The sequence below is a fragment of the Gimesia fumaroli genome (assembly GCF_007754425.1).
In the GTDB taxonomy this organism is placed as follows: Bacteria; Planctomycetota; Planctomycetia; order Planctomycetales; family Planctomycetaceae; genus Gimesia; species Gimesia fumaroli.
Genome location: NZ_CP037452.1, coordinates 2,049,893 through 2,073,658 on the forward strand (window position 1 = coordinate 2,049,893; position 23,766 = coordinate 2,073,658).

The following is a 23,766-nucleotide window of genomic DNA, read 5'->3' on the forward strand; positions in this document are numbered from 1 at the left end:
ATGTCTGGACCTGAGGTATTGTCGAAAGTACCATGAATTTAGATAGGATAATGTATTTTCCTTCCGTTTTGATTCCTGCCCCGAATGAAGGCCTGTTTTGAATTTCACGCCTGATTATTGCAAGCTGATCGTCATAAATATTGCGGTATTATTGCCGGGGAGCGTCTGCGCGGCGGGTGAGGTGAACTTCAGTCGCGAGATCCTGCCGATTCTTTCAGATCGCTGCTTTCACTGCCACGGCCCTGATCCCGATCATCGAGAAGCCGACCTGCGGCTTGATCTACGTGAAGCGGCCACTGCCGATCGGGATGGAACTGTGCCCCTTGTTCCAGGAAAACCGTCAGCAAGTGAGTTACTGACCCGGATTACCACCGGCGATGACGATTTATTAATGCCGCCCCCCGATTCGCACCGTAAGCCACTGACAAAGAAGCAGACAGAACTGATCCGACAATGGATTGCTGAAGGTGCGAAGTGGGGCAGGCACTGGTCCTTTGAGCCACCGGCGAAAGCAGAATTCAATCCACAAGAACAACAACAGAATCCGATTGATGTACTTGTTCAACACAAGCTGGCGGAAGCAGGTTTATCACTTTCATCGGTCACCACAAAGCAGACACTGATCCGGCGCGTCTCATTTGATCTGACTGGTCTGCCGCCGACGCCCGAGGAAGTTGACGCGTTTGTGAACGATTCGTCTCCCGATGCGTATGCAAAAGTCGTTGATCGATTATTAAAGTCCAAGCACTATGGCGAGCGAATGGCGATGTGGTGGCTGGATCTCGCCCGTTATTCTGACACGGACGGATTTCAACAGGATTCCACACGTACGAACTGGCCTTGGCGGGACTGGGTCGTTCAGTCGTTCAATGAGAACAAACCCTTCGATCAGTTTACCATCGAACAATTCGCAGGCGACTTGTTGCCGAATGCGACGCCGGCACAAAAACTGGCGACCTGCTTTCATCGTAATCACATGACCAATGGAGAAGGGGGCCGCGATCCGGAAGAATCGCGTATTGATTATGTGATCGACCGGGTCAACACCACGGGAACCGTCTGGCTGGGATTGACGCTTGGCTGCTGCCAGTGTCATTCGCATAAATTCGATCCGATTTCACAGGCCGACTATTACAGTCTGTTCGCGTTCTTCAATAGTATTGATGAAGATGGCAAAGCGGGCCGCGGTGCGAAGCCGTATCTCAAATATAAATCGCCACTGGTGCAACGTGCCATCGAGGAAGCACAACAGGTGGTCGACGAACGGCGGCCTTTAGAAGCACAGGCCCGCAAACAGGCCGAGCAGGAATTTGAACCATGGTTGGCCGAGCAACTGCAGGCGGTTCAAAAAGGATTCAACGCCTGGCATCAGCCGCAGATCAGGTCTCTGAATTCCGTAGAAGGAACCATTCTGAAACAGGAAGCCGACGGCATCATACAAAGCAGTGGACCGAAGCCGCGACAGGATGATTATCGTCTGACGGTAGCCACGAAGTTACCGCGAGTAACTGGTATCCGGCTGGAAGTCTTTCCACATGCTTCGCATACGGAGGGCAAGTTGAGCCGGGGCGCAAATGGGGAATTTATTCTAACCGACGTGAAACTTCAGGTACGCCGTCAGGGGAGTTCCCAGTTGCGAGACATTGAATTCGCGACCGCAGTCGCGGATGTCGAGAAAACAGCCAAAGGCCGTAACTACGGAAAAATTAAGGACACACTCGACGACGATCCCCGTAACGGCTGGACCACTGAAACACACGATCCGAAGCAAAAACATACCGCTGTTTTCGCGTTAGCGGAACCTCTGGTTCTGGACGATCAGGAAGAGTTGATCTTCGTGATGTTACATCGTTCGACCGAAGGGAACGCGAACATAGGACGATTTCGCGTGATGCTGACGGACCAGCCGGGACAAGCGGTGCGGTCACTCGACCCGATGCCTCTGGAAGCACTCGCAAAAACCAAAGTGAGTGAGACATCCCAAGTTGATCCGAAGCTGAGAAAACGACTGCTGGATCAGTTTCTCGTCGATCACAGTGCTTATCAGAAACGCAAAGCAGAACTGGATCGTGCGAACTCACAACTGGCTCAAGTCAAAAAGGCGGCCGGGGAATTATCCGTGATGGTTTTATCCGAGCGAAAAGAGCCCCGCAAAACGTTTGTCTTGGAACGGGGAGTCTGGGATAAGCATGGTACCGAAGTCTCCCGTTCGGTTCCTGAAGCGATTTTCCCATTACCGAAAGAAAAAACAAAAGATCGTCTCGATCTGGCACGATGGCTGGTTTCCGAAAAGAACCCGCTCACAGCGCGCGTGGTCGTCAATCATTTGTGGCAGATGTGTTTTGGTGAAGGGCTGGTCCGCACGCCGGGCGACTTTGGTCTGCAGGGAGAACGCCCCACGCACCCGGACGTCATCGACTGGCTGGCCGTCGAACTCATGGAGCATGACTGGGACCTGCAGCACATTCAACGTTTAATTGTGACCAGTCAAACGTATCAACAGCACAGCGAGGTCTCAAAAGCATTGTTGGCCCGCGATCCGGAAAACCGCTTACTGGCCCGCGGCCCGCGATTTCGTTTACCCAGTTGGATGATTCACGATGCAGCACTGCAGGCGAGTGGTTTACTCAATCCGGCTCTGGGAGGTCCTCCGGTGATGCCGTATCAGCCGGCGGGAGTCTGGGCCGAAATGTTTATGGGCCGTTTTCGTTATGAACCGAGCCAGGGGGCGGCCCAGTATCGACGGAGCCTGTATGCATTCTGGCGACGTTCGAGTGCGCCGACATTTTTGTTTGACAGTGCACAACGACGCGTGTGTGAAGTCAAACCGCGACGCACGAATACGCCTTTACAGGCGCTGACACTGCTCAATGATTTGACGATTCTGGAAGCCTCCCGCGAACTGGCACGCACGGCGATTCAACAGAAAACAGCCGTACCAGATCGAATGGATCTGCTGGCACGTCGAATTTTATCCCGTTCGTTAAGTAAGCGGGAAGGCGCGGTACTGGAGCGGGAGCTACAGATGGCACATGCCCATTATCGAAAACAGCCCGAGGACGCGTTCAACCTGCTTGATGTCGGACAACCACCGAATAAAAATAAAGTCCCACCGGACGAACTTGCCGCCTATATGATCATCGCCAGCATGGTCTTCAATCTAGATGAGGCAATCACCCATGAATGAGCAAATCCAACAACGTGCATTCGAAATATCCCGCCGTTATTTTCTGGGACGCGGTGCCGGCGTGGGCTTAGGTGCGATGGCGCTGGGCCTGTTGGAAAGCACGCTTCGTGCCGAGTCAGAGAAACCGAAGGCGATCGGTCTTCCGGATTTACCTCACAAACCGCCTCGCGCCAAGAACGTCATTTTTCTCACGCAGTCGGGTGGTCCTTCGCAGATTGAACTCTTCGATGATAAACCGGGTTTAATGAAGTGGGCCGGCAAGGAACTGCCGGATAGTGTGCGTGGCGGACAACGATTGACCACGATGACCGCCAATCAGAAGCAGTTGATCATGCCGTCGCGAACCAAATTCAAACGCTATGGCGAGAGCGGTGCGACACTTGGGGAATGGTTACCTTATCATGGGGAAGTGGCTGATGAACTCTGCTTTATTAAATCGATGGTCACCGATCAAATCAATCATGCCCCGGCGATGACCAAATATCTGACGGGCCATCAACTGCCGGGGCGACCGTCGATTGGTGCCTGGTCGAGTTACGGACTGGGCAGCGAGAACCGTAATCTACCTGATTATCTGGTGTTGATTTCCAAAATGAAGCGACCCAGCGATCAGCCGCTTTATGATCATTACTGGGGGAGCGGTTTTTTGCCCTCGCGTTATCAGGGTGTGAAGTTGCGAAACGCGAAAGAGCCCGTGTTATATCTGCGCGACCCGGACGGACTGCCCCGTAATGTGAGACGGGGCATGCTGAATGGCATCGCCGAACTGAATCAGATGCGTCTCGAAAAAACAGGTGACCCGGAAATCGAAACACGCATTCGACAATATGAGATGTCCTGGCGGATGCAATCCAGTATTCCCGAGTTGAATGATCTGAGCGATGAGCCGGAATCCACGTTCGAACTGTATGGCCCCGATTCACGGCGGCCCGGCAGTTATGCAGCCAACTGTGTTTTGGCGCGACGCTTGATTGAACGCGGTGTGCGGTTCGTGCAGTTATTTCATCCCGACTGGGATCATCACAGCCGTCTGGGTTCGTGGTGTGTCGCCCGTTGTCGCGATACCGATCAAGCGAGTGCCGCGCTGGTGAAAGATCTCAAACAACGGGGCTTACTGGACGAGACGCTGGTGATCTGGGGCGGCGAGTTTGGTCGCGGCGTCGCCGGTCAAGGAAAGTGGGACAGTCCCGAAGGGGGCCGCGATCATCATCCACGCTGCTTCACCACCTGGTTGGCAGGGGGCGGCGTCAAGTCGGGCATGACGTATGGTGCCACCGATGAGTTCAGTTATAACGTGGCCGAAAATCCGGTGAATGTCCGCGATCTGCATGCAACGGTACTGCATCTATTGGGCATCGACCATGAGCGTTTTACATTTCGACATCAGGGACTTGACTTCAAACTGACGGGAGTCGAACCGTCGAACATCATCAAGGAAATATTAGCATGAGACGGTTCACTGTCATGGCGTTTTTGATTATAGGGATGTGTGCGAGCCTGTTTTCCAGTGTCGATGCACGCGAGCCGGATGCGGTGATCGATATTTGGTCGGGTGCAGCACCCGGGGAAACAACACGTCATACAGGCACGAAACTGGCCCGACGTGCCAATGAAAATCCACCGGCGACACGCGTGAAAGACATCACACGTCCGCAGTTGCAGGTCTTTCAACCGCCTGCTGACAAACGAAATGGTGCCGCGGTTTTGATTTTTCCCGGCGGCGGATACAACTATGTTGTGACAGATAAAGAAGGATCGGAAGCCGCCGAATGGTTGAATGAGTTGGGGATTACCGCGTTTGTCGTGCATTATCGTACGAAACAGAAATCTCCTTCGACGCAGAAGAATGCTCAGTTATCTCCTGCATCGGAACGACCTCTGCAGGATGGCCAGCGTGCGTTGAGTCTGGTTCGCCAGCGGGCTTCTGAGTGGGGCGTCAAACCGGATCGAATTGGCGTGATTGGGTTTTCCGCAGGAGGGCAGGCGGCTGCCTTGGTCACCACCCGATTTGATGAACGGTCTTACAAGCCGACTGATGCGACGGACAAAGTCTCCTGTCGTCCCGATTTCAGTCTGCTGGTTTATCCCTGGCGATTGGTTGACGACAAAACGGGTGACTTGAATGAAGTCTTCACGGTTTCAAAGTCGACGCCGCCCACGTTTCTGGTGCATGCTCACAATGATGGTGCCACGCCTCTCAGCAGTATTTTGTTTTATACGGCACTCAAGAAAAATGGCGTCGGCAGCGAGTTGCACATCTATGAAACGGGCGGACACGGCTACGGCATGCGCCCCGTTGAAAATTCCGACGTCGATACCTGGACCGACCGCGCAGAAGACTGGCTCCGTCAGCGGTCGTTGACTTCTGCTAAGAAATGATCAATCGGCGACCGGTTTGGGCAGCTCACAATGTTTGAGTGCCAACAAGGTATAGGCGGTGACCAGATTCGGGTCGCCTTCAAACCAGCGATTCGATTTCGAATTCACCCAACTGCCGTTTTCCTGCTGCAGAGAAAAGAGATGGTCGGCGAGTTCTTTGCGCCAGTCATGTTCTTCCCCCTTGATGTCTTTGACCTCGGGTCGGTTCAATGTCGCGAGGGCTTTGGAGAAGAGCTGGTAATAGTAGTACAGACCGTTGTCGCCCATGCCGGGATTGTTCTGCACGGTGTAGTTTTTCTGAATCCAGTCAATGGCTGCTTTGACGCGTGGATCTTTGGGAGTGAGTCCCGCGTAGATCATACTTTTCAGACCCGCGTACGTCATACTGCCATAAGAACGCAGTCCTTCTTCTTTGGTTTTTCCTGCGGGAGAAGCACCACCGGCTGAGACGTTGTAATAGAAGCCGCCATCGTTCACCTTTGCTGCTGCGGGCGACGTATTATATTCGCTTTCTAGGTTTTGACAGCGTGAGACAAAGGTGAGTGCTTTCTGAATCGCGGGATCATCCGATTTCGCGCCGGCGGCTTTCAAGGCTTCCATCATGAATACCGTATTGGACAGGTCGGGGCGGCTTTTACCAGGGCCGTAACCGACGCCGCCATATTCGAGATCGCTCGGTTTCACATCTTTCGATTCGTCGAACTGCAGTCCACGCAGAAACTGTTCCGCTTTTTTGATCTGCGGCGTGTATTTACCTGATTGGTTCGCATCTTGGAGCGCCATCAATGCGACCGCGGTTTCGTAGCCCGAGTGTTGGCTGCCGGCCGAGCAGATGCGGCCGTCTTCCTGACAGAAGGATACCAGTTTCTTTAATGCCTTTTCGACCGTAGGGTCCGTGACGGGAACTCCCGATTCGATCAGAGCAGAGGTGACCAGTGCCGAGATGCCGGCGGCTTCATTGAAGGTCCAGGTGCCATCTTCGTTTTGGGAGTTTTTCAGAAACGTGATGGCTTTATCACGCGATGCTTTGAGCTTTGCCGGTTTCGGTCCTGCAGCAAAGACGAGTGAAGAATTCCAGCAGACGAATCCGATTAACATGAGACGCAGAAAACAGCACATCGATGGACGCTCCTTTAATTGAGGGGATTGTTCTCGACTCAGAAGCCGCAAAACATGTTCCATTTTTGTTGCAGCCGCGGAACGGCGCAATTTCAAGAGGTTCTTGCAGGGAACGTCTGTCGTTTTCGAAACTGTGGTTGAAAAAAGTGCCAGCAGTGTCGAAAAAAGCGTCACATCCAGGAGGGCTTAGTTGTCCCTATGCTTTGAGGATTTCTTTGACGACGTGACCGTGGACGTCGGTCAGGCGGAAGTCGCGGCCGGCGTGGCGGTAGGTCAGTTTCTCATGATCCAGCCCCATGATATGTAAGATCGTGGCATGGAAATCATGCACGTGAACCATGTCTTTCACGACATAATTTCCAATGTCGTCGGTTGCGCCGTGAATCACACCGCCGCGCACATTGCCGCCGGCGAGCCAGCAGGAAAAAGCATTCGGATGATGCGTGCGCGATTTGGTTCCTTTGCCGTCCTGTGCCCAGGGAGAACGGCCGAATTCTGTGCAGAACACGAGCAGCGTGTCTTCCAGGAGGCCCCGCTGTTTCAGATCCGTGATCAGTGCAGCGATCGGCTGGTCGACACGGCGAGCATATTTTTCATGCGAGGCGATATCGCGGTGGGCGGCATCCCAATTATCCCGGCAGGCGCCGACGGCGTCGATGACTTCAATAAAGCGAACACCCCGTTCGACCAGGCGGCGGGCCATCACACACTGGGCGGCGTAACTCGATTGATCTCCCTGTTCCACTCCGTATGCGGTCAATGTTTCCTTTGTTTCTTTGGAAAGATCAAGGGCTTCGGGTGCCTGCTGTTGCAGACCTGTGGCGGCGGTAAAGGACGCGACGCGTCCGGCGAGTTGGCCATCCTGCTGGCGTTGCTGTAGATGGCGTTGATTCATTTTTGACAAGAGAGAGAGTTCCAGTTGCTGTCGCGCTTGTGATGTTGGGGACTTCAGAAATGGAATCGGATCATTGCCGGGCACAACCTGCACACCACCGTTCACGGCGGGTAAGAAATTGGCATCCCACAGTTGCGGCCCGTTGTAGGGGCGATGTTCGGAAATAACAATGTGTGAGGGCAGGTTCTCATTAAATGATTTTAAACCGTAACTCATCCAGGCGCCGATGCCTGGCATGGCGGTGGTGGTACTGCCGGTGTGCAGTTGCAGCGTGGCTTCGCCATGATCGCGGTGATCACAGCTCATCGAGCGAATCAAGGCGACTTCGTGCATCTGCTGGCGAATGTGGGGGAACAGATCACTGACTTCCGTCCCGCATTCCCGGTTCGGGCGAAATTTCCATAATGGGGCTTTCAGAAATCGTTTGATTTTCGGCTGCCCGGAGACCGCCGCTTTGTCTTCCTGGCCGATCGATTGATCGTGTCGTTTCGTTAATGCGGGTTTGGGGTCGAAGGTGTCAACGTGCGAATATCCGCCTGACATATAAAGCATGATCACATGCCTGGCCTGGGGTCGATGATGAGGCACGCTATCGCTCGCGGGCAACACGGAAGGAAGCAAAAGCCCCGCCTGCAGCAGGCTTCTGCGATGAATGTGTTTGGAATTATGCATTTTGTCGTTCCTCAGTGGCAACTGCGGTTGGCATCAGTCGATGAAAAAGAATTCGTTACTCGTCAGCAGTACTTTGGCGAGCCCCGTCCACGCTGCCTGGTTTGCTGTCGCAGAATCCTGCGGTTGTTCTTTCAGAATCTGCGCGCGGTATGCGTGCAGAGTATGTAAAAATTCAACCAGTTCTTCCGGTGTGGGATTCCGTGAAAAGGCGATCTGGAACGCGGTCTGGATCTGTTTTTCTTCGGTTTGGTCTAATTGCAATATGCGTTTTCCGAATGCGTCTGCGAGTTTGGGAAGAAAAGGCGAATTCATCAGATAGAGTGCTTGTGTGGGGAGATTGGAACTGGTACGCGTTCCCGTGGTTTCGTTCGTATCCGGTCCATTAAACAAGCCAAGAAACGGGTGCTTAAACAGGCGTTGTGTCATCAGATACACGCTCCGTTTTTGGGACGGGTAAACTTTGTGGAACGGTCCATTCAGACTGTAGCCTTTTTTATGCCAGGGGATGAAGGGATGCGGGCCGCCTGGTTCACGGTCCAGTTTACCCGAGACAAACAACATCGCATCGCGAATCGATTCCGCATCGAGTCGTCGGCGGGCATATTTCCAGAGATAAACGTTTTCCGGATCGCGCTGGCTGTTTTCCTTGATGTCATTGCTGTCCAGTCGATAGACGCGGCTGAGCATCATCTGGCGATGCAGCGCCTTAAGCGACCATTGTTGTTTGATCAATTGATTGGCCAGATAATCGAGTAGTTCGGGATGCGAAGGAGCGGCTCCCAGTACACCGAAATTATCGACGGTTTTAACCAGCCCTTGTCCGAAGTGATGATACCAGAGTCGGTTGACGATCACGCGGGCCGTTAACGGATGCTCGGCTGCGGTAATCCAGTTGGCAAGTTCTTCGCGCCCGGATCGTTTCTGATCTAAATCCGGTTTGGTTTTGGAGATCACGCTGATGAACTGGCGCGGCACAACATCGCCGGGAGTTTCCGGATTGCCACGGCGATGCAGTTTCGCATGGTGCGGTTTCCCGTCGATGACGGCATACAACATCTCTGCCGGGGGCTGTTTGACGAGTCTGGCTTTTTCTTTTTTCAACCAGGGTAAGCCGTGTTCCATCAGTTCGCGGAATTTTCCTTTGTGAGAGGCCAGCAGTTTTTGCCGCCGTGCTTCGAGTTTTTCGGTCGGTTGCCCGTTTTTCTTTGCCTGTTTGATTTTGGCAGCGACCTGTTTGTATTCTTCGAGCGTTGGTTTGAGCCAGGGGCGGAAGTGGTTTCGAATCTGATGTTGATACTGGCTGAGTAGATCCCAGTATTCGTCGATTTTCTGTTGTGAATCCGGATCATTTTCCGCGGCGACGAGTTGTGTGGGCGAGGGTTCGTTGGACGCGCCCATGGTCGGGTAGAGCGTGCTTTCAAAGATGCCGTACAAACCGTAATAATCGGTGGCGAGCATCGGATCGAATTTATGATCGTGACAGCGGGCACATTTGAGTGTGACGCCCATGATGCCGCGACCGATGGTGTCGATCGTATCGTCAATGGTCAGGTGCTGGTCTTCATATCGCGTATTGCCAAACCGGCGGGAGAGGGCGATAAAACCGGTCGCGATTTTGAGCTGCCGGGCACGTTCTGGATCGTCTTCCTGTTTCGCCAGAATATCGCCGGCCAACTGGGCCTGCAGAAACTGATCATAGGGGAGGTCATCGTTGAATGCATCAATCACCCAGTTGCGGTAGAGATAAGCATCGGGAATCGGAAAGTCTCCGACATCTCCTTGAGTGTCGGCATAGCGTGCGACGTCCAGCCAGTGACGGCCCCAGCGTTCGCCATACGCGGGTGATGCCAACAGGCGATCGACGACTTTGGAAAAAGCTTTTCGATCATTGTCAGGGTCATTCAGAAAATGACTTACTTCTTCAGGAGTTGGGGGCAGGCCGGTCAGGTCGAAGGTGGCCCGACGGATCAGCGTCCGCCGGGACGCCAGGGGGGCGGGCGTGAGTTGTTCTTTTTCCAGTCGCTCGAAGATAAAGCGATCGATGGGCGAAGCGGCCCACTCTTGATTGTTGACTTTTGGCGGCGCAACCGACTGACGCGGCAGGAAACACCAGTGCGATGTGGTCAGTGGCTCGGTTTTCTTCGCCTGAGATGTGGTCAGTGGTTTGACTTTTTCTTCAGGCCAGGGGGCGCCCCATTCGATCCATTGTTTGAAATGCTGAATGGTTTTTGCACTCAGTTTATCATCCTCATCAGGAGGCATCTTGAGTGCTTTGTGAGTGCGTTGGATGGATTGATACAAGAGACTTTCTTGAGGTTTACCGGGGATGATGGCTGGCCCGAATTCGCCCCCTTTGATGAACGCCGATCGGGAATTGACGGCGAGACTGCTTTCCGCGTCGGCATCGCCTGTATGACAGTCGGCACATTGTTCGATCAATACGGGTCGAATATGTAACTCAAAAAATTCGATCTGACTGGCAGGGGGTTTCGCTGGTTCGGCTGCAGAGAGCGCGCTCGGCAGGCTGAAGAGTGCCGCCAATGCCAAGAGGAAACGTTGAATTTGACTTCGATGATGATCGATCATGGTTGAACTCATACCAATGGGGATCAGAAAAATGCTGATTAGCCGCGTGCGATTCCTGCCTGCTGAAAGGCGGGGGCGATATTTTGATAACAGGTTTTGGCAGCTGCGACGGGATCGTAGCCTTTCTGTTTGAACACCATGCCGCTGACTTCACAGCAGATATCGCCTCGGTAGCCGTCTTTGACTGCCAGTTTGAGTAACTGCACATAGTCGATGTCGCCACTTTCGCCGGGGAGAACAAAGCGGGCTTTGTTGTCTTGCAGGACCGTATCTTTGATCTGAATGAAACTGGTGAAGGGCATCATGATCCGCATTGAATCTTCCAGGGAAATGTCCCGGTGGGTAAAGTGACTATAGTCATAGTTCAGGCGAATCCAGGGGCTGTCGATCTGCTCGACCAGCCAGACGCCTTGCTCGGGGCGATCAACGACGCCGCCCCGATGCGGTTTGACGGCGATGACGGTTTTGGTGCTTTCGGCGACTTTGGCCCATTCTTTGAGGTTATCGCGCATTTCATATTTGCGCTCATCCCATTTTCCGCTGCCGGCCGTGGTTTCAATCAACGGTGGCTGTTCCGGTTTCAAGGTGTGTCCCAGTTCGGCGGCCCGCTTCAGTCGTTCAAGGACTTTCTGCTGGCTTGCTTTGGAGCCGGTCAGGTCGCAGTGTTCCATGAGTGAGGTCAGTTTCAAGCCGCTGGCATTCAGTTTTTTCGAGACCTCGGTACGCCGCTGGGCATTGAGCTTGAGCGGCGTCGCGTCCCAGGCATCCATCAGGCAGAGCTCAACGGAATCGTAACCTACATCCGCGACAACCTGCAGCGCCTGTTCGGTTTTCATATGGGGCATGCCGTACAGGCTGAATCCCAGTGTTAATTGGGGCTTGGCTGGTTTTCCTGCCGGTAACCTGTTGACGCCCGCCAGACTGATGGCGGCGGCACTGGTGGAATAAAGAAACTGGCGACGTGTGAGCGGCTTCATATCGGATATTCCTCTGTCAGGATCATTGGTTGGTGTTAGCTGTTGAGACGACGAACTGATTCGCCGGGGGTCAGGTGCGGTTCCAGGGTTAAGTCGACGTTGGCAATGGTGTTGCCCATGGTCAGTCGGGTTTCCAGTTGACGCACTGCCAGACGACCGATGTTATGAGCGTGAATGTCAAACGTGGTGAGTTGTGGATAGAGGCCGGTAATAAAGGCGTGATCGTTGTTGCCTGAAATGACGCTGATCTCTTCACCCACTTTGATTCCTCGTCGGGCCAATGAACCATACACGACCGCTGCGACACTGTCGGCACCGGCGAACAATGCTGTGGGGCGTGTTTTGGCTTTCAAGAGTTGATCGACCAGATGTTGCACGGCTTCCGTTGAGAGTGGCGGTTTGACAGGCAACGTCCAGCCTTTCGAGGGGGGATCGACAAAACGTTGTACGTTGAGTCCACGTCGCACGGCTTGGGAAACGAAGCCGGTTTCTCGGTTTTGCATAATCAGGTGATCGGGTTTGGGGCTCAGGAAGGCGACGTTTTGATGCCCGTGATCGGCCAGGAAGTCGGCGGCTTTCGCGCCCAGGAGCACATCATTCGCACCGACACAATCGCCCCAGCAACCTTCGGGGCGTCCCAAGAGCCAGACCGAAGGGATTTGCGAGAGACGGTTCAAGAGAGTGCTGTTTGATTCGATCAGCATTTTTCCCTGGAGTGCTCCGATGAGAAACAGACCATCGATCTGGTCAAAATCCAAATGGGGGGGAACGGCCTGGAGATCCGGAACATGCGCGACTTGAAAATGAACTCCCAGTTCAGAGAAGGCGTCTTCAACGCCACTAATGGCGGAACTGACTACGGGGAGTGAGATGAGTGAGCGATCTAACCCGAGAGAGAGGACGAGTAGTTGTTTTCCTTTGAGGATGCTGGTGGAATTCTCGTGGGACTCAGATTTGGGGCGTCGCTTACGAAGCGGGCGGTAGTCCAGTGATGCTGCAACTTTTCGAATGCGTTGCTTGGCGGCTTCACTGATACTCGGGTCGTCTCGTAAGGCGCGGCTCACAGTACTGACTGCACAGTCGGCTGCTTTGGCGACGGTTTTGACAGTGACGAGTTCGGCGGTTTTACTCACAGGGGGCCTCGTTGGCGTATTGGTCATTAATGAATAGTGTCACGCAAACTAATGCATATAGCAGGAAGTTGCGTGTTGTGGAAATTCATTTCTGAATCGCTTCAATCTTGTAGATAAACGATCGAGTGATAGATGTAAAGTGGAATAAGGTTATATGTATCAAGATTGATGGAAATCGAGAGCACGGTGAACTAAAAGTGATTTACGCAAATAGTTATTATTTGCGTTTTTGATGTGATCAGGTTCTGGCGACGGCTTTAGGTCCGTAGCCGTATTGAGGTTCAGTTGAACGGGAGCCTGTATTGCTCTTTATCAGTCTGCCAATTTGAGTGATAGTATGAGGAAAGTGACACTGTTTCGAATCATGAACGGGAATCGTCAGGTAGGGAATATGGATTGGAAATTAGAATTAATGTTCGCAGTACGTGCTCTCGTCGCTGCGGTTTTGGGTGGTTTTATTGGCTGGGAACGCGAATGGCATGGACGCGAAGCCGGTATGCGAACTTACGCCGCGGTCGCGCTTGGCTCGTGCGTCTTTGCCCTGGTCTCGTCGCATATTCCCGGAGCGGAGCCGTCACGACTCGCTGCAAACATTGTGACTGGCGTCGGTTTTTTGGGGGCTGGCATCATCCTGCGGGACCGTGGCCGGACCGTGGGACTGACGACAGCGGCGACCATCTGGTCGACTGCTGCTGTGGGGACTGCGGTCGGTTTTGGGATGTATCTGCTGGCGACGCTGACTTCCCTGATTATCTTTGGAGTTCTCGCATCACATCATATTCACGGCTGGAAAAAGTCCTCAGGAGAAGGTGTCGAAGGTACCTCGGCTGCCAATGAATTTGACAACAATGATTCTATTGAACGTTGAAAGACTACTGCTAAGGTCGCAGGTTCTTTATTTTGCGATGAAATCCGCTTCCTTCAGGGACAAACGAACGGGGCCCTGCATAGTGGTGATCCAGAGTTCTCCCGGTTTGACTTCTGTCACATACGGATAAGAGACCCGGTTTTCTCGTTTCTGTCCTGCCGGCGTTAAATCGCGGGCGATGATGACGGGGGCGCTCCAGGTTTTGCATTCGTCATCGGAAAACGCGAGGGACAATTCTTCGCGGCGTCCGCGCTTTCGCTTGGGATCACGAAAGCGGTTCCAGAGCATCACGATCCGGCCGCTTTCCAGTCGTTTCAGAATCGCAGGTGAACTGCTGGCAGGAATCTGGGAGGGACGAATCGTACGCCACGAAGCGCCTTCATCGGTAGAGAAGGCTTCCCAGAAGCATCCGAATCGGGTGCGGATCAATGCATAAATCCGCCCGTCTTTCAATTCGACAATCGTGCCTTCCATTGCACCGTCGTGATCGCCTGAACCGCCTAGATCGATCATATTACTGTGGTTCCAGGTGGCGCCTTCATCGTCTGAATAGTAGGTCAGCATCACGTGCCGTCCCGGGTTGGCGATGGCTTTGGAAACCGCGACAATGATGCGCCCCGATTTGGTCTGAATTATACTGCGAATAGCGCCACACCAGCTATCATCCTGAATGATTTGCGGAGGCAGCCAGGTTTGTCCTCCATCAGTACTGCGGACGATATAAGCGGGGAGGTAGCAGTCCGATTGTGGCCCTCCTTTGCTGTCATCCCAATGGAATTTTTTCTCGGCCAGATTCATGAAGGCCAGGATGATGGTTCCTTTGCGCGTCTGGATGATGGCGCGCTCCCGGCTGGTCTGGAATTTCTCGGGATGCGCATACAGCGGTTTTGCGCTCCACGTTTTGCCGGCATCCTGGCTGATCAAAACCTGTTTGTCATCGGGCGCCAGCAGGCTGTCATTTGATAATTTCAGAAAGGGACCCAGATGTTGATGCGGCAGCTTTTGTGTCTGCGGATGGTTCCATTCCGCGAGAGACAGATTCGTCGCAAGCAGCGTTGTTGTGATGATTCCGGTGAAAAGAAGGATTGGTTTCATTTCTCTCTGCCTTGGATTACAAAGATGTTGATCTTGTATTGAAGAGGCGGGGGTTGATTGCGAATTGATTGCCTATTCCAAATTAAAATTCTTCGTGATTGCTTTACTGCCTGATTCAATTGTCAGTTCTTCAATTTCGGATTTGGTATTATACTTGTCAGGCAGGATTTGCTCTCGAGGTTTCGCTTGTTTTTTCTCTGACTCGGCATCAGAAACCGGATAGGATTTTGTGTCGGCTGGTTCTCCGGAGTAGGCCATGATTTCGATTTTATAGGTGCCCACGCCAAGAGCACCTCGGCCAGAGGCATCGTATTCTCCTTCCTTGATGGCGGCGGTTCGTCTTGGTGCCTGACTGCCCTGTGTTGGCACGAATTTGATCACGCCGTCCTGGATTGGTTCAGATTGATAAGAGACTTCGCCGCTGACATCAATTAATTCAGGCCCTGATGAACTCCCGCATCCCAGGAGCATCATCGTCAGTCCCGCCCCCATCAACATTAATCGCATTGAGTTGTACTCCTCGGAAAAGCTGTTTGAACAAGCCGTGTGCCTTTGGTATGGAAGACGGATCGCCGTGATGGCGATCCATGTCAACTTAAAATTCGCCAACGACTTCTCCGCCTGCGCGGGTGGTCAGACTTGTCAGTACAGTCTGACTCATATTTTCAGAGAGAAACCTCACGCTGCCATCACCCAAAGTGAAATGACAGCCTCCTTCGTGGAAACTGGCTGGTCCACTGAAAGCATCTCCATTGTACATGTTGTGAGTCAATGGAAGCTTACCGCCGTTTGTTTGCCACGGTGCGTTAATGCCGTTGATTGTTCCAATTCCGTCTCCGTAAGCAATCCAGGCTGGTGTACCATGCTTACCGGCACCCTGGGAAATGACCTCGCAAAATGCGAGGGTATTGCTGGCACCGTCTATGATATCGCGAAGTTTGACCTTCGAGTTCCAGAAGAAAAGCCCATTGCCGTTCGATACGACGATACTTAATGTTCCTCGTCGTCCGGTTCCGGAATCCGAAATGCCTTCATAATGTGTGCGTGCTGCATCGGGGCCCGGGTTAGAGCCCGTGTAATCAACTCCCTCTGTTGTCGGATTGGTAGGGCATAGAAAAGCGGGCAGAACCGTCTGGCCTAATGCAAAATTAGGGGCACTGTTAAAACCGACCGTAAAGTTCATCTGGTTGTAGAGCGAGGCCTGATCGATATAAGGTAAGAGCATTGTCTGGGTGCTATGTCCCAGGTAGTCACTGGCCGTTGTTCTCATTCGACCGGACGGAAAGGCAAGATGCACGTCGTGATAATTGTGTAATGCCAGACCGATTTGTTTCATGTTGTTCTTACAGGATGACCGCCGTGCTGCTTCACGTGCCTGTTGGACTGCAGGCAGCAGTAGAGCAATTAAGATGGCAATAATGGCAATCACCACCAGTAATTCAATCAGTGTAAATCCACGCGTTCTTTTCTCTGAGTTGACCAGTAACATAGCACTGTCTCCATCAAATATAGCAATGAACATATACGAAAAGAATATCTCGGCACAAAGATACAACATTCCCCCTGCGCAGGGTTTTGATGATCAATTTAAAACTGTTTTTTCAGATCGAGCGGTCTTATTTTTAAAATCAGAGACAAAGGCGTCTTGCTGATTGGAATCGTATATTGACGGATCTCGTTTTAGCTAATATTTCTCTATGCTATTCACTGGTCTATTCACAGGGTGCTTTTAACTGTGGTTTCAAATGGTCTGTCAGGAGTTTCGTTGCTGCGTCAGTATTCCGGTCCGCAATGGCATTGGCGATGAGTTCGTGATCCCGCAGCCCTTTGCTGGTGGGGGGATGGCCGTACAAATCGCCTGCATGGAAGTAATCCAGCAGAACGCCATGGAACTGTTTCACAAAATTGCCATGCGAGGCGGCCAGAATGGTCTGGTGGAACAGGCAGTCCAACTCCTTGTATGCTTTACTGGAGCCGGCTGGATCCTGATTGATCTTTTGCATGACTCGTTGCATTTCGACGACAATGGTTTGCAGCCGAATAATTTCTTCAGCGGTAATCAATTCTACTGCCAGCGCGATGGAGCCGATTTCGATGACGGCCCGCAGTTGCTGTAGTTCGCGCCATCCCTGTGGGCTGGCCACTTGCGGTACGAGTGCTTTTCGCAAAACGGAGGAAAAGTTATCGGCTTCTGCAACACAGAGTCCAAGTCCCTGGCGTCCTGTGACTACCCCCAAGCCTCTGAGTGATCCGATGGCTTCGCGAACCACAGTGCGCGAGACGCCAAACTGATCTGCCAGATCGGCTTCTGTTCCCAGCCGGTCGCCGGGGGCGAGGCGGTCGTTCCGAATTCGTTCACAAAGGTGATCGGCCAGTTCAGCACTTAAGGTTTTCGCTGATTCCTGGGGACGAGCATCCATCGATGTTTTCATTGTAAAACTGCTTTCGTGTGAGCGTCATTTAAAATGGCAAACAGGGCTCGCGTGGACAAACCACAGAACACCAGTTTCTTGAATCGGCTTTCCAAAGCGTGGGATCGATTCGTTGCCAGCAAACTGATTTTGTATTATAAGATATGAGATTGTAATACAATCTGAAGTATTATCATATAACTGCAAGCGTGGACGTCAAGAAAATTAGTGACGTTTTGCACAAGTTTACTGATGTTTTGAAAAAGGCTCTGATAGAAATCAGGTGTGTTTGATGTTTGGCTGTAGGCATCAATGAATCACTCATTTCTCATCAGGGACTGGTCGATGGATACGAATCATTTCACATTAGGAGAAGGACAAACGCCTCTCTTGCGTTCTCGTTCTTTGGGGCCAGGCGCGGGGCTCGATCATTTGTATTTCAAACTGGAAACAATCAATCCCACGGGGTCCTACAAAGATCGTTTTGCTGCTGCCGCGATTACCGATATGCAGTCGCAGGGCAAAACACGAGTGGTGACTTCGTCCAGCGGGAATGCCGGTTCCGCGCTGGCGGCTTACAGTGCCGCCGCCGGAATGGAGTGTCAGGTGGCTGTGTTTATTGGCGCACCAGAAAATAAGTTGAAACAGATGCTGGCCTACGGTGCTCAAATCTGGAAGATTCAGGATTTTGGAGCCGACCCGGAAATTACCCGAGAGGCCTTTGAGTATCTCAGGCACGTTGGTTCGGCTGCGGATGCGCAGCTTCAGATCAGCAGTTATCAATATAGTCCCGTCAGTATGATGGGAGTGGAAGCCATTGGTTCAGAACTGGTAAGTCAATCGGAGTCGATATCACGGTCGATTGATCATGTCTTCTGTTGCGCCGGGGGCGGGGGGCTGCTGCTGGCGCTGGTACACGGGTTCGAAACAGCGTTGCGACAGAAAAAAATCGAGTGCCTGCCTGCCATGCACTGTGTTCAGCCGGCGGGTAACAATACGATCGCCGGTCCGTTACGCGAGGGAGCGGATCAGGCGCAGCCCTGTCACAGTACAACGGCAATCGGTGGACTGCAGGTGGCGAGTGTGCTTGACGGAAACGAAGTGATAGCCGCCTGCCGGCAGTCGGGGGGCACTGGTTATCTCGTCGACGATGAAACCGTTTTTGAGGTGCAGTCCCAACTGGCGCGTCAGGAAGGCATCTTCTGCGAGCCGGCGGCTGCGGTTTCCCTGACAGGCGTTTTGCAGGCGGCCAAAGCAGGCAAAATTCAGCGCGAGGAGACAGTGGTCTGTGTCGTAACAGGGACCGGGTTTAAAGACCAGGCTGCCCTCGATCGTATGTTGGCTTCTTCAGTCTGTCCGGTCGTCACACTGCCTGAATTTATTGATCTGACTACTTAAATTCCCATTCAAAAGAAAGTCGATTTCTATCATGAGTTCAATCAAGATGATTACTGCACTGGGAACACCATTGACGCCTGAGGAAGAATTGCACATTCCGGGACTGGAAGCGCATATTCATGATCAACTGGCTCATGGCATCAATGGATTCTTAGTCGCCGGGACAATGGGGTTGATGCAGTTGCTCACGGAATCGACGTATCGGCAACTGGTCGAACAGAGTGTGCAGTTTAATGCAGGTAAAGCGGAGATACTGGTGGGGGTCGGCGATACGAGTTTCGTGCGGACCCGCGATCGCATTCGCATAGTCGAACAATTTGACATTGATGGTGTAGTTGCATTGGCTCCCTTTTTCATCAAATACAGTCAGGAAGATCTAGTCGATTATTATCTGTCCCTGGCCGAGTTGAGTTCCAAACCCCTGTACCTGTACGACCTGCCTCAGACAACGGGGACGAAGCTGGAAGTGGAAACCGTGCTCAAGCTGGCAGAGCATCCGAACATTCACGGAATTAAATGCTCGGATCATTTTGTCACGATTCGGCCCGTGCTGGATACGATTGGTGATGAGTTTCGCGTCATTGTGGCACAACCTAATTTAATGGATGTGCTGCTGCGATCCGGAGTCCGCGAACATCTGGATGGAATTTATGGCCTGGTACCGGAGTGGATTGAAAAGATGGTCGCGGCCACGGAATCTGAGGACTGGAATGAGTTGGCGTTGATTCAGCAGGATCTGTCGGAATTGCTGCGTCTTCTGGTTACTTCTTCCGCACCGCTGTTTTCAACGGTCACGACGATTTTAAACATGCGGGGGATTCCCGGAAACTTCGCGCCCCGTCCCATGCGTCCTTTGACTGCAGCTGAGCAGACGCAGCTTGCCGAACATCCGCTTATTCAGAAGATCTTTACCGGAAAAACTGTTTCGTCTGTCGAAGCTTAAACAAGAATGCTGTAATCGAGTGGGTGGTTTTAATCTGTTTTCGGATCAACCTGTTTGACCAGTTTATGAACGGCAGCGGAGATCAGGTCTTCCGTATCAGGTCCCCAGCGATAGGCGGGGCGTCCGTATTCATACAGATTTGAGCCACCTTCGTAGCCTCCTTCCAGCCAGACGCGTTTTGACGGGATGTAGGAGATCATATCGTCCGCATAGCCGCAGACCCAAGTGCCCGGTCCGAATTCCCGTTTGAAGCGGAGCGAGTAATCGACCACGGTTTCCGCGCCCATCCCGATCATCAGCATCTCCGTGCCAAGCTTCCAGGCATGGATCGGATAAGGATAAGCGGCGGGAAAGGTTTCGCCTTGATCCAGTTTTTTCAGTAAGCGAGCCGCCCAGCGTTTTTTGATGGCACTGCCGCTTTGGGTGTCTGCTTCCAGGTCAGCGCGAGTGACGACTTTGAGGTAAGGCAGCTCGACATATTCAAATGCCGTTTTCAATCCGGGAGAGATCGGTTCGAGTGGTTTCTTCAGAACTTCTTCGACGGCGACCGCCAGCATGTGTCCATATTTTTCACAGAGTTCGACTTTTCTGCGCGGGAGCGGATTCTGATCACCGCCGCAGGTGTTGACAAACATGGCAGTGACACCGGGATGATTCTTTTCGAGTTCCAACTGTGCAAAGCCGGGGTAATCGCCGCAGACTTTCGTGAAGCTGAGGGTGGTTGGATGGCAGGCATATCCAAACAGGACGGCGTCCAGTTTGCCGTCAGGACGTGTGACAGTCATGACGGGGACTGCATGATCTACGGGGCCGACCAGTGCTTTTCCTGATTTCAACAGATTGGGGATATCCGCTTCCCGGTTATTTCGACGATTGACGGCGAACGTGGTATGTCCGGTTCCCATCTGCAGACGGGCCGGTGACAGGTTTGCAAGAGACTGTCCAATCATCTCCACGGTTTTGACAACCATGCGGTCGGTATAGTCTGCTACAAGCTGGTCCTGCTCGGGAGTCGTAGGGTAGTAGTCGTAGAGATCATCGCCCAGCCGGGGACCACAGTGGTTGTGCGAGAAGGTAAACATGATCTGTTTGCGCTCAAGCCCATATTTGTTTTTGATCTGCGCGAAGACCCGGTCGCTCATACTTTTCGGAACGCCTTGAAAATCGCTGGTAATCAGTACGGCCCGATTTCCGTTGTTGTCCTCCAGTGCGAGCGCTTTCATCCAGATGTCGTGCAGCTTGGCGTCGGGAGCGCGTTTCGACCCGTAACCGGCAAGCCAGACTCCGGTCTTCGGAGTGATCACCACTTTAGCAAGCCCCGCTTTCCAGGTCTTAGCGGCTTCGGCTGTTGAATTTGTCCATCCACAAAGGCAGATCACAAGCAGACTGAAAGCGGCTAAAAAACAACGGGAAGAAGAAGGGAAGCCTTTAAGTTTTAAGACCCGATTCATCGTGGTGCGTTCCTTTTGGCTGAGCTGGATCGTATCGGTGAGTGCTATTTTCTAATGTAAGTTTACAAAAGGGGAATAGCAAGGATGATTCGATCTTTGGGGGCCTTTGAACCGGAATTCGATCAGCGTTCTGTGAACGAGGGACGAGAAGCGGAGCGGTTCATTTTCACCGACCGCTGGGAGGCGATAGTCAGAAATGATGGCAGAATCGCAGGCTAAACAGTCTGTTTGCAACTGTCGTTTTCGTTGTTTGAGTCCTGTCCCATCCGGGCCGCGACTTCCGGAATAAAAACATTGCGGTCGATGGGTTTGGATAAGTAGGCATCACAGCCTGCTTCCAGGCACCGTTGGTCATCGCCTTTCATGGCATGCGCGGTGAGTGCGACGATTTGTCCTGTGTATCCGAGTTCACGAAGTGTCTGTGTTGCCTCATATCCATCCATGACGGGCATTTGCATATCCATCAAAATCAGATCGAATGGGTCTTCCGATTCCTTAGCGGCCAGCGCGAGTTTAATGCCTTCAACGCCATTTTTGGCAATGGTGACTTCAGCACCTGCTTTATTCAAAATAAATCGGATCAAACGTTGATTGTCTGGCCCATCTTCCACCAGCAGGATCCGACCTTTAATCGGACTATTGACAGAATATTCCAGTGGCGTTGCTCGGGGGGCCAATGAATCATCGATGGAAGTCAGCATGGGGGTGTCGGGGGGGATTGAGGCAGCAATGCTCAGCGTGAACTCACTGCCTTTGCCATATTCGCTTTTCAGGCTCACATTACCCCCGAGCAGTTCTGCAATCCGTTTAGTAATGGTTAATCCCAGCCCTGTTCCACCGTGCTTGCGTGAGGTTGAAGAGTCTGCCTGACCAAAGGGTTTAAAAATATGGTGCAGTTCAGTATCTGAAATACCGATGCCTGAATCAATGATGTGGTAACAGAGTAATTGACTCTGGGCATGATATTCGATTCTGATTCGAATCGTGCCATTGCTGGTGAATTTGATCGCGTTTCCAATAAGATTAACGAGTGCCTGTTTCAGACGCGTCGGATCAGTCTGAATCACAGCAGGTACTTCGCCTTGCAGTTCCAGGTGTAGCTTGTTCTGATTTGCTTTGGCACGATCCTCCAGCAGCGATTTAACATCAAGTAATGAACGGACTGGATTGAGATTTCGTTTTTCCAGGTTGAGTCTACCGGACTCAATTTTGGAAAGGTCCAGGATGTCGTTGATGATATCCAGTAAATAGTGACCGTTGCGCTGAATCGTCTGGGCCGCTTTGGACCGATCCGTTTCTGAAATCTCTTCATTCTGCAGAATCTCGCTGAAGCCCAGGATGGCTGTCATCGGCGTACGAATTTCGTGGCTCATGTTTGCCAGGAAAATACTCTTGGCTTGCGTGGCAGCCTCTGCCGCGCTATGGGCTGTCTTCAGGTGCTCTCGGGTTTCCTCCAGTTCATTGATGATTTGTGCAGAGTTTACAAGTGCATTCGCCTGGGTATCAGAAACCTCCCGATTTTTTTGCCGGTTCTCGTCAAATGTACTGCGAAGACTGACTAGAGTCTGTTTGATTTCAGCGATCGTTGTTTGCAGATCACTCATTGCCAGGGTGGCGTTGGAAATGGCTTCAATGGGCGGGAGCGATTCGTCTTCTCTCCGGTATGTTTCGATAATTTGCGCACTGACCTCAGAGAGCGCCTGATGTAATTTTAGGACCACTGACTGTTCAAGTCGTTCGGTCAGTTTCTCCAGCTTGATAAGCGCGTGATTTGATTTCGTCATACTGACGATGCTCCTGCATCTTTGTTGTGTATCATAGATACGATCTATTTAGGGGAATTCCGAATTGAATTTGAATGAGCGTTTTAGTCGCCTTTGATTTCACTGAGCTGTGATCTAAATCGATTTGGAGAATTGAGAATAGACTCATAAAATGCAGGCTGTTGGAAGGTGCATTATTGTGTCTATAACTTCACCTCATGGATTGCGAATTTGTGCTTGGAAATTTGATCTATTTTGTCGGTTTTCTTTGAGGTGAGAATGAGGTTGAGAATCTCGTTTGTTTTGAAAGATGCTTTGTAAAAACAGTGTCGAAATGATATCAGAGACAGATTTCATTCTTTGCTTAGAGGGGATGAAATTCAGGTTGTGAAGGTTGTAAAAAGAAAGTGTTATTGTGCCTGAATCAGATCTTTAGCATAGCGTTAACTTTTCTGGAAAGAGATAAAAACCTCCATTTAATGAATTTCGAACACACCTTTATCCTGTGGTAGTATAGAGTTATCTGGATTGGATGTTTTCTGGAAGGATGGGGTCAGTTTGGAGGGATTTTTCTATTAGAGAGACGCGGTAAATTACTTCAATCTTAAAAGTTCAAGTTCGAATTGGGAGTGCAAGTTTGGAGAAGAGGTTTTACTCTGCTAATGAAACAATTTTCAAATAATGCAAGTGATGCTCTTGAACTCACTCATCACTCTCAAGTCACGCTTCGAAATGATTGCATCAAATTTGCCAACAGGCTTTTTGAATTTATCTGTAACCAGTCTGCTCAAATGAATCACGAGAGGTTCCCAGACCCATTCCGCGCATTGGATCAAATTCAGAGTGAAGGCCTCTTGTTACTTTCCGGTGGCAAATAAGAATGCGACCA

The 23,766-nt window shown here is 51.9% G+C and carries 18 protein-coding genes; 7 read left to right on the plus strand and 11 right to left on the minus strand.

Annotation, left to right across the window (positions count from 1 at the left end):
* The first annotated feature begins 97 nt into the window (after positions 1-97).
* The 3 genes from Enr17x_RS08050 to Enr17x_RS08060 are packed head-to-tail and all read left to right on the plus strand — an operon-like array spanning position 98 to position 5,566.
* Entirely contained in the window at positions 98-3,187 is a 3,090-nt protein-coding gene (locus Enr17x_RS08050; RefSeq protein ID WP_232100985.1) for a PSD1 and planctomycete cytochrome C domain-containing protein, read from the plus strand.
* The gene (locus tag Enr17x_RS08055) at positions 3,180-4,637 is read left to right on the plus strand and encodes a DUF1501 domain-containing protein (protein WP_145307613.1); all 1,458 of its coding nucleotides are present in this window, start codon (positions 3,180-3,182) and stop codon (positions 4,635-4,637) included. The genes Enr17x_RS08050 and Enr17x_RS08055 overlap by 8 nt, the downstream gene beginning before the upstream one ends.
* Positions 4,634-5,566, plus strand: coding sequence for an alpha/beta hydrolase (locus Enr17x_RS08060; RefSeq protein ID WP_145307615.1), 933 nt, complete (start codon positions 4,634-4,636; stop codon positions 5,564-5,566). The genes Enr17x_RS08055 and Enr17x_RS08060 overlap by 4 nt, the downstream gene beginning before the upstream one ends.
* Here the strand turns inward: Enr17x_RS08060 and Enr17x_RS08065 are convergent, their stop codons facing one another.
* The 5 genes from Enr17x_RS08065 to Enr17x_RS08085 all read right to left on the minus strand — a co-directional run bounded on the left by Enr17x_RS08065 (position 5,567) and on the right by Enr17x_RS08085 (position 12,948).
* Positions 5,567-6,685 (minus strand): prenyltransferase/squalene oxidase repeat-containing protein, encoded by a 1,119-nt coding sequence (locus Enr17x_RS08065; protein WP_145307617.1) that lies wholly within the window; start codon positions 6,683-6,685, stop codon positions 5,567-5,569.
* A 196-nt stretch (positions 6,686-6,881) separates the two neighbouring features.
* Complete coding sequence (locus Enr17x_RS08070) at positions 6,882-8,252, minus strand: DUF1501 domain-containing protein (protein WP_145307619.1); 1,371 nt, start codon at positions 8,250-8,252, stop codon at positions 6,882-6,884.
* Positions 8,253-8,285: 33 nt separating this feature from the next.
* Entirely contained in the window at positions 8,286-10,838 is a 2,553-nt protein-coding gene (locus Enr17x_RS08075) for a PSD1 and planctomycete cytochrome C domain-containing protein (protein ID WP_198001021.1), read from the minus strand.
* A 38-nt stretch (positions 10,839-10,876) separates the two neighbouring features.
* Positions 10,877-11,815 carry a sugar phosphate isomerase/epimerase family protein gene (locus tag Enr17x_RS08080; RefSeq protein ID WP_145307623.1) on the minus strand — a complete coding sequence of 313 codons (939 nt, stop codon included), beginning with the start codon at positions 11,813-11,815 and terminating at the stop codon, positions 10,877-10,879.
* A 35-nt stretch (positions 11,816-11,850) separates the two neighbouring features.
* Positions 11,851-12,948, minus strand: a complete 1,098-nt coding sequence (locus Enr17x_RS08085) for a LacI family DNA-binding transcriptional regulator (protein ID WP_198001022.1) — start codon at positions 12,946-12,948, stop codon at positions 11,851-11,853.
* A 391-nt stretch (positions 12,949-13,339) separates the two neighbouring features.
* Between Enr17x_RS08085 and Enr17x_RS08090 the strand changes: the two genes are divergently transcribed.
* Positions 13,340-13,816, plus strand: coding sequence for an MgtC/SapB family protein (locus Enr17x_RS08090; protein WP_198001023.1), 477 nt, complete (start codon positions 13,340-13,342; stop codon positions 13,814-13,816).
* 27 nt (positions 13,817-13,843) lie between these two features.
* Here the strand turns inward: Enr17x_RS08090 and Enr17x_RS08095 are convergent, their stop codons facing one another.
* The 4 genes from Enr17x_RS08095 to Enr17x_RS08110 all read right to left on the minus strand — a co-directional run bounded on the left by Enr17x_RS08095 (position 13,844) and on the right by Enr17x_RS08110 (position 17,331).
* The gene (locus Enr17x_RS08095) at positions 13,844-14,911 is read right to left on the minus strand and encodes a sialidase family protein (protein WP_145307627.1); all 1,068 of its coding nucleotides are present in this window, start codon (positions 14,909-14,911) and stop codon (positions 13,844-13,846) included.
* Between the two features lie 72 nt (positions 14,912-14,983).
* Entirely contained in the window at positions 14,984-15,418 is a 435-nt protein-coding gene (locus tag Enr17x_RS08100; RefSeq protein ID WP_145307629.1) for a hypothetical protein, read from the minus strand.
* Positions 15,419-15,506: 88 nt separating this feature from the next.
* Positions 15,507-16,400: a DUF1559 domain-containing protein gene (locus Enr17x_RS08105; RefSeq protein ID WP_145307631.1), complete on the minus strand. Its 894-nt coding sequence runs from the start codon at positions 16,398-16,400 to the stop codon at positions 15,507-15,509.
* Between the two features lie 223 nt (positions 16,401-16,623).
* Positions 16,624-17,331 (minus strand): FadR/GntR family transcriptional regulator, encoded by a 708-nt coding sequence (locus tag Enr17x_RS08110; RefSeq protein ID WP_198001024.1) that lies wholly within the window; start codon positions 17,329-17,331, stop codon positions 16,624-16,626.
* Between the two features lie 336 nt (positions 17,332-17,667).
* Here Enr17x_RS08110 and Enr17x_RS08115 point away from each other — a divergent pair, with 336 nt between their 5' ends.
* Positions 17,668-18,720 carry a pyridoxal-phosphate dependent enzyme gene (locus Enr17x_RS08115; protein WP_145307635.1) on the plus strand — a complete coding sequence of 351 codons (1,053 nt, stop codon included), beginning with the start codon at positions 17,668-17,670 and terminating at the stop codon, positions 18,718-18,720.
* A 31-nt stretch (positions 18,721-18,751) separates the two neighbouring features.
* The gene (locus tag Enr17x_RS08120; protein ID WP_232100986.1) at positions 18,752-19,663 is read left to right on the plus strand and encodes a dihydrodipicolinate synthase family protein; all 912 of its coding nucleotides are present in this window, start codon (positions 18,752-18,754) and stop codon (positions 19,661-19,663) included.
* A gap of 29 nt (positions 19,664-19,692) precedes the next feature.
* On the opposite strand, the gene Enr17x_RS08125 is transcribed toward Enr17x_RS08120, so the two are convergent.
* Positions 19,693-21,114, minus strand: a complete 1,422-nt coding sequence (locus Enr17x_RS08125; protein ID WP_145307639.1) for a neutral/alkaline non-lysosomal ceramidase N-terminal domain-containing protein — start codon at positions 21,112-21,114, stop codon at positions 19,693-19,695.
* A gap of 84 nt (positions 21,115-21,198) precedes the next feature.
* On the opposite strand from Enr17x_RS08125, the gene Enr17x_RS30240 reads away from it, so the two are divergent.
* On the plus strand, positions 21,199-21,333 hold the full coding sequence (locus tag Enr17x_RS30240) for a hypothetical protein (RefSeq protein ID WP_261343446.1): 135 nt from the start codon (positions 21,199-21,201) through the stop codon (positions 21,331-21,333).
* Here Enr17x_RS30240 and Enr17x_RS08130 read toward each other — a convergent pair.
* On the minus strand, positions 21,330-22,898 hold the full coding sequence (locus tag Enr17x_RS08130) for an ATP-binding protein (RefSeq protein WP_145307641.1): 1,569 nt from the start codon (positions 22,896-22,898) through the stop codon (positions 21,330-21,332). The genes Enr17x_RS30240 and Enr17x_RS08130 overlap by 4 nt on opposite strands.
* Between the last annotated feature and the right edge of the window lie 868 nt (positions 22,899-23,766).

Coding starts and splice junctions, on each gene's coding strand:
- Enr17x_RS08055 (WP_145307613.1), top strand. CDS start 3,180: ATGAATGAGCAAATCCAACAACGTGCATTCGAAATATCCCGCCGTTAT.
- Enr17x_RS08060 (WP_145307615.1), top strand. CDS start 4,634: ATGAGACGGTTCACTGTCATGGCGTTTTTGATTATAGGGATGTGTGCG.
- Enr17x_RS08065 (WP_145307617.1), bottom strand. CDS start 6,685: ATGTGCTGTTTTCTGCGTCTCATGTTAATCGGATTCGTCTGCTGGAAT.
- Enr17x_RS08070 (WP_145307619.1), bottom strand. CDS start 8,252: ATGCATAATTCCAAACACATTCATCGCAGAAGCCTGCTGCAGGCGGGG.
- Enr17x_RS08075 (WP_198001021.1), bottom strand. CDS start 10,838: ATGATCGATCATCATCGAAGTCAAATTCAACGTTTCCTCTTGGCATTG.
- Enr17x_RS08080 (WP_145307623.1), bottom strand. CDS start 11,815: ATGAAGCCGCTCACACGTCGCCAGTTTCTTTATTCCACCAGTGCCGCC.
- Enr17x_RS08090 (WP_198001023.1), top strand. CDS start 13,340: ATGGATTGGAAATTAGAATTAATGTTCGCAGTACGTGCTCTCGTCGCT.
- Enr17x_RS08095 (WP_145307627.1), bottom strand. CDS start 14,911: ATGAAACCAATCCTTCTTTTCACCGGAATCATCACAACAACGCTGCTT.
- Enr17x_RS08100 (WP_145307629.1), bottom strand. CDS start 15,418: ATGCGATTAATGTTGATGGGGGCGGGACTGACGATGATGCTCCTGGGA.
- Enr17x_RS08105 (WP_145307631.1), bottom strand. CDS start 16,400: ATGTTACTGGTCAACTCAGAGAAAAGAACGCGTGGATTTACACTGATT.
- Enr17x_RS08110 (WP_198001024.1), bottom strand. CDS start 17,331: ATGGATGCTCGTCCCCAGGAATCAGCGAAAACCTTAAGTGCTGAACTG.
- Enr17x_RS08115 (WP_145307635.1), top strand. CDS start 17,668: ATGGATACGAATCATTTCACATTAGGAGAAGGACAAACGCCTCTCTTG.
- Enr17x_RS08120 (WP_232100986.1), top strand. CDS start 18,752: ATGAGTTCAATCAAGATGATTACTGCACTGGGAACACCATTGACGCCT.
- Enr17x_RS08125 (WP_145307639.1), bottom strand. CDS start 21,114: ATGAATCGGGTCTTAAAACTTAAAGGCTTCCCTTCTTCTTCCCGTTGT.
- Enr17x_RS30240 (WP_261343446.1), top strand. CDS start 21,199: ATGATTCGATCTTTGGGGGCCTTTGAACCGGAATTCGATCAGCGTTCT.
- Enr17x_RS08130 (WP_145307641.1), bottom strand. CDS start 22,898: ATGACGAAATCAAATCACGCGCTTATCAAGCTGGAGAAACTGACCGAA.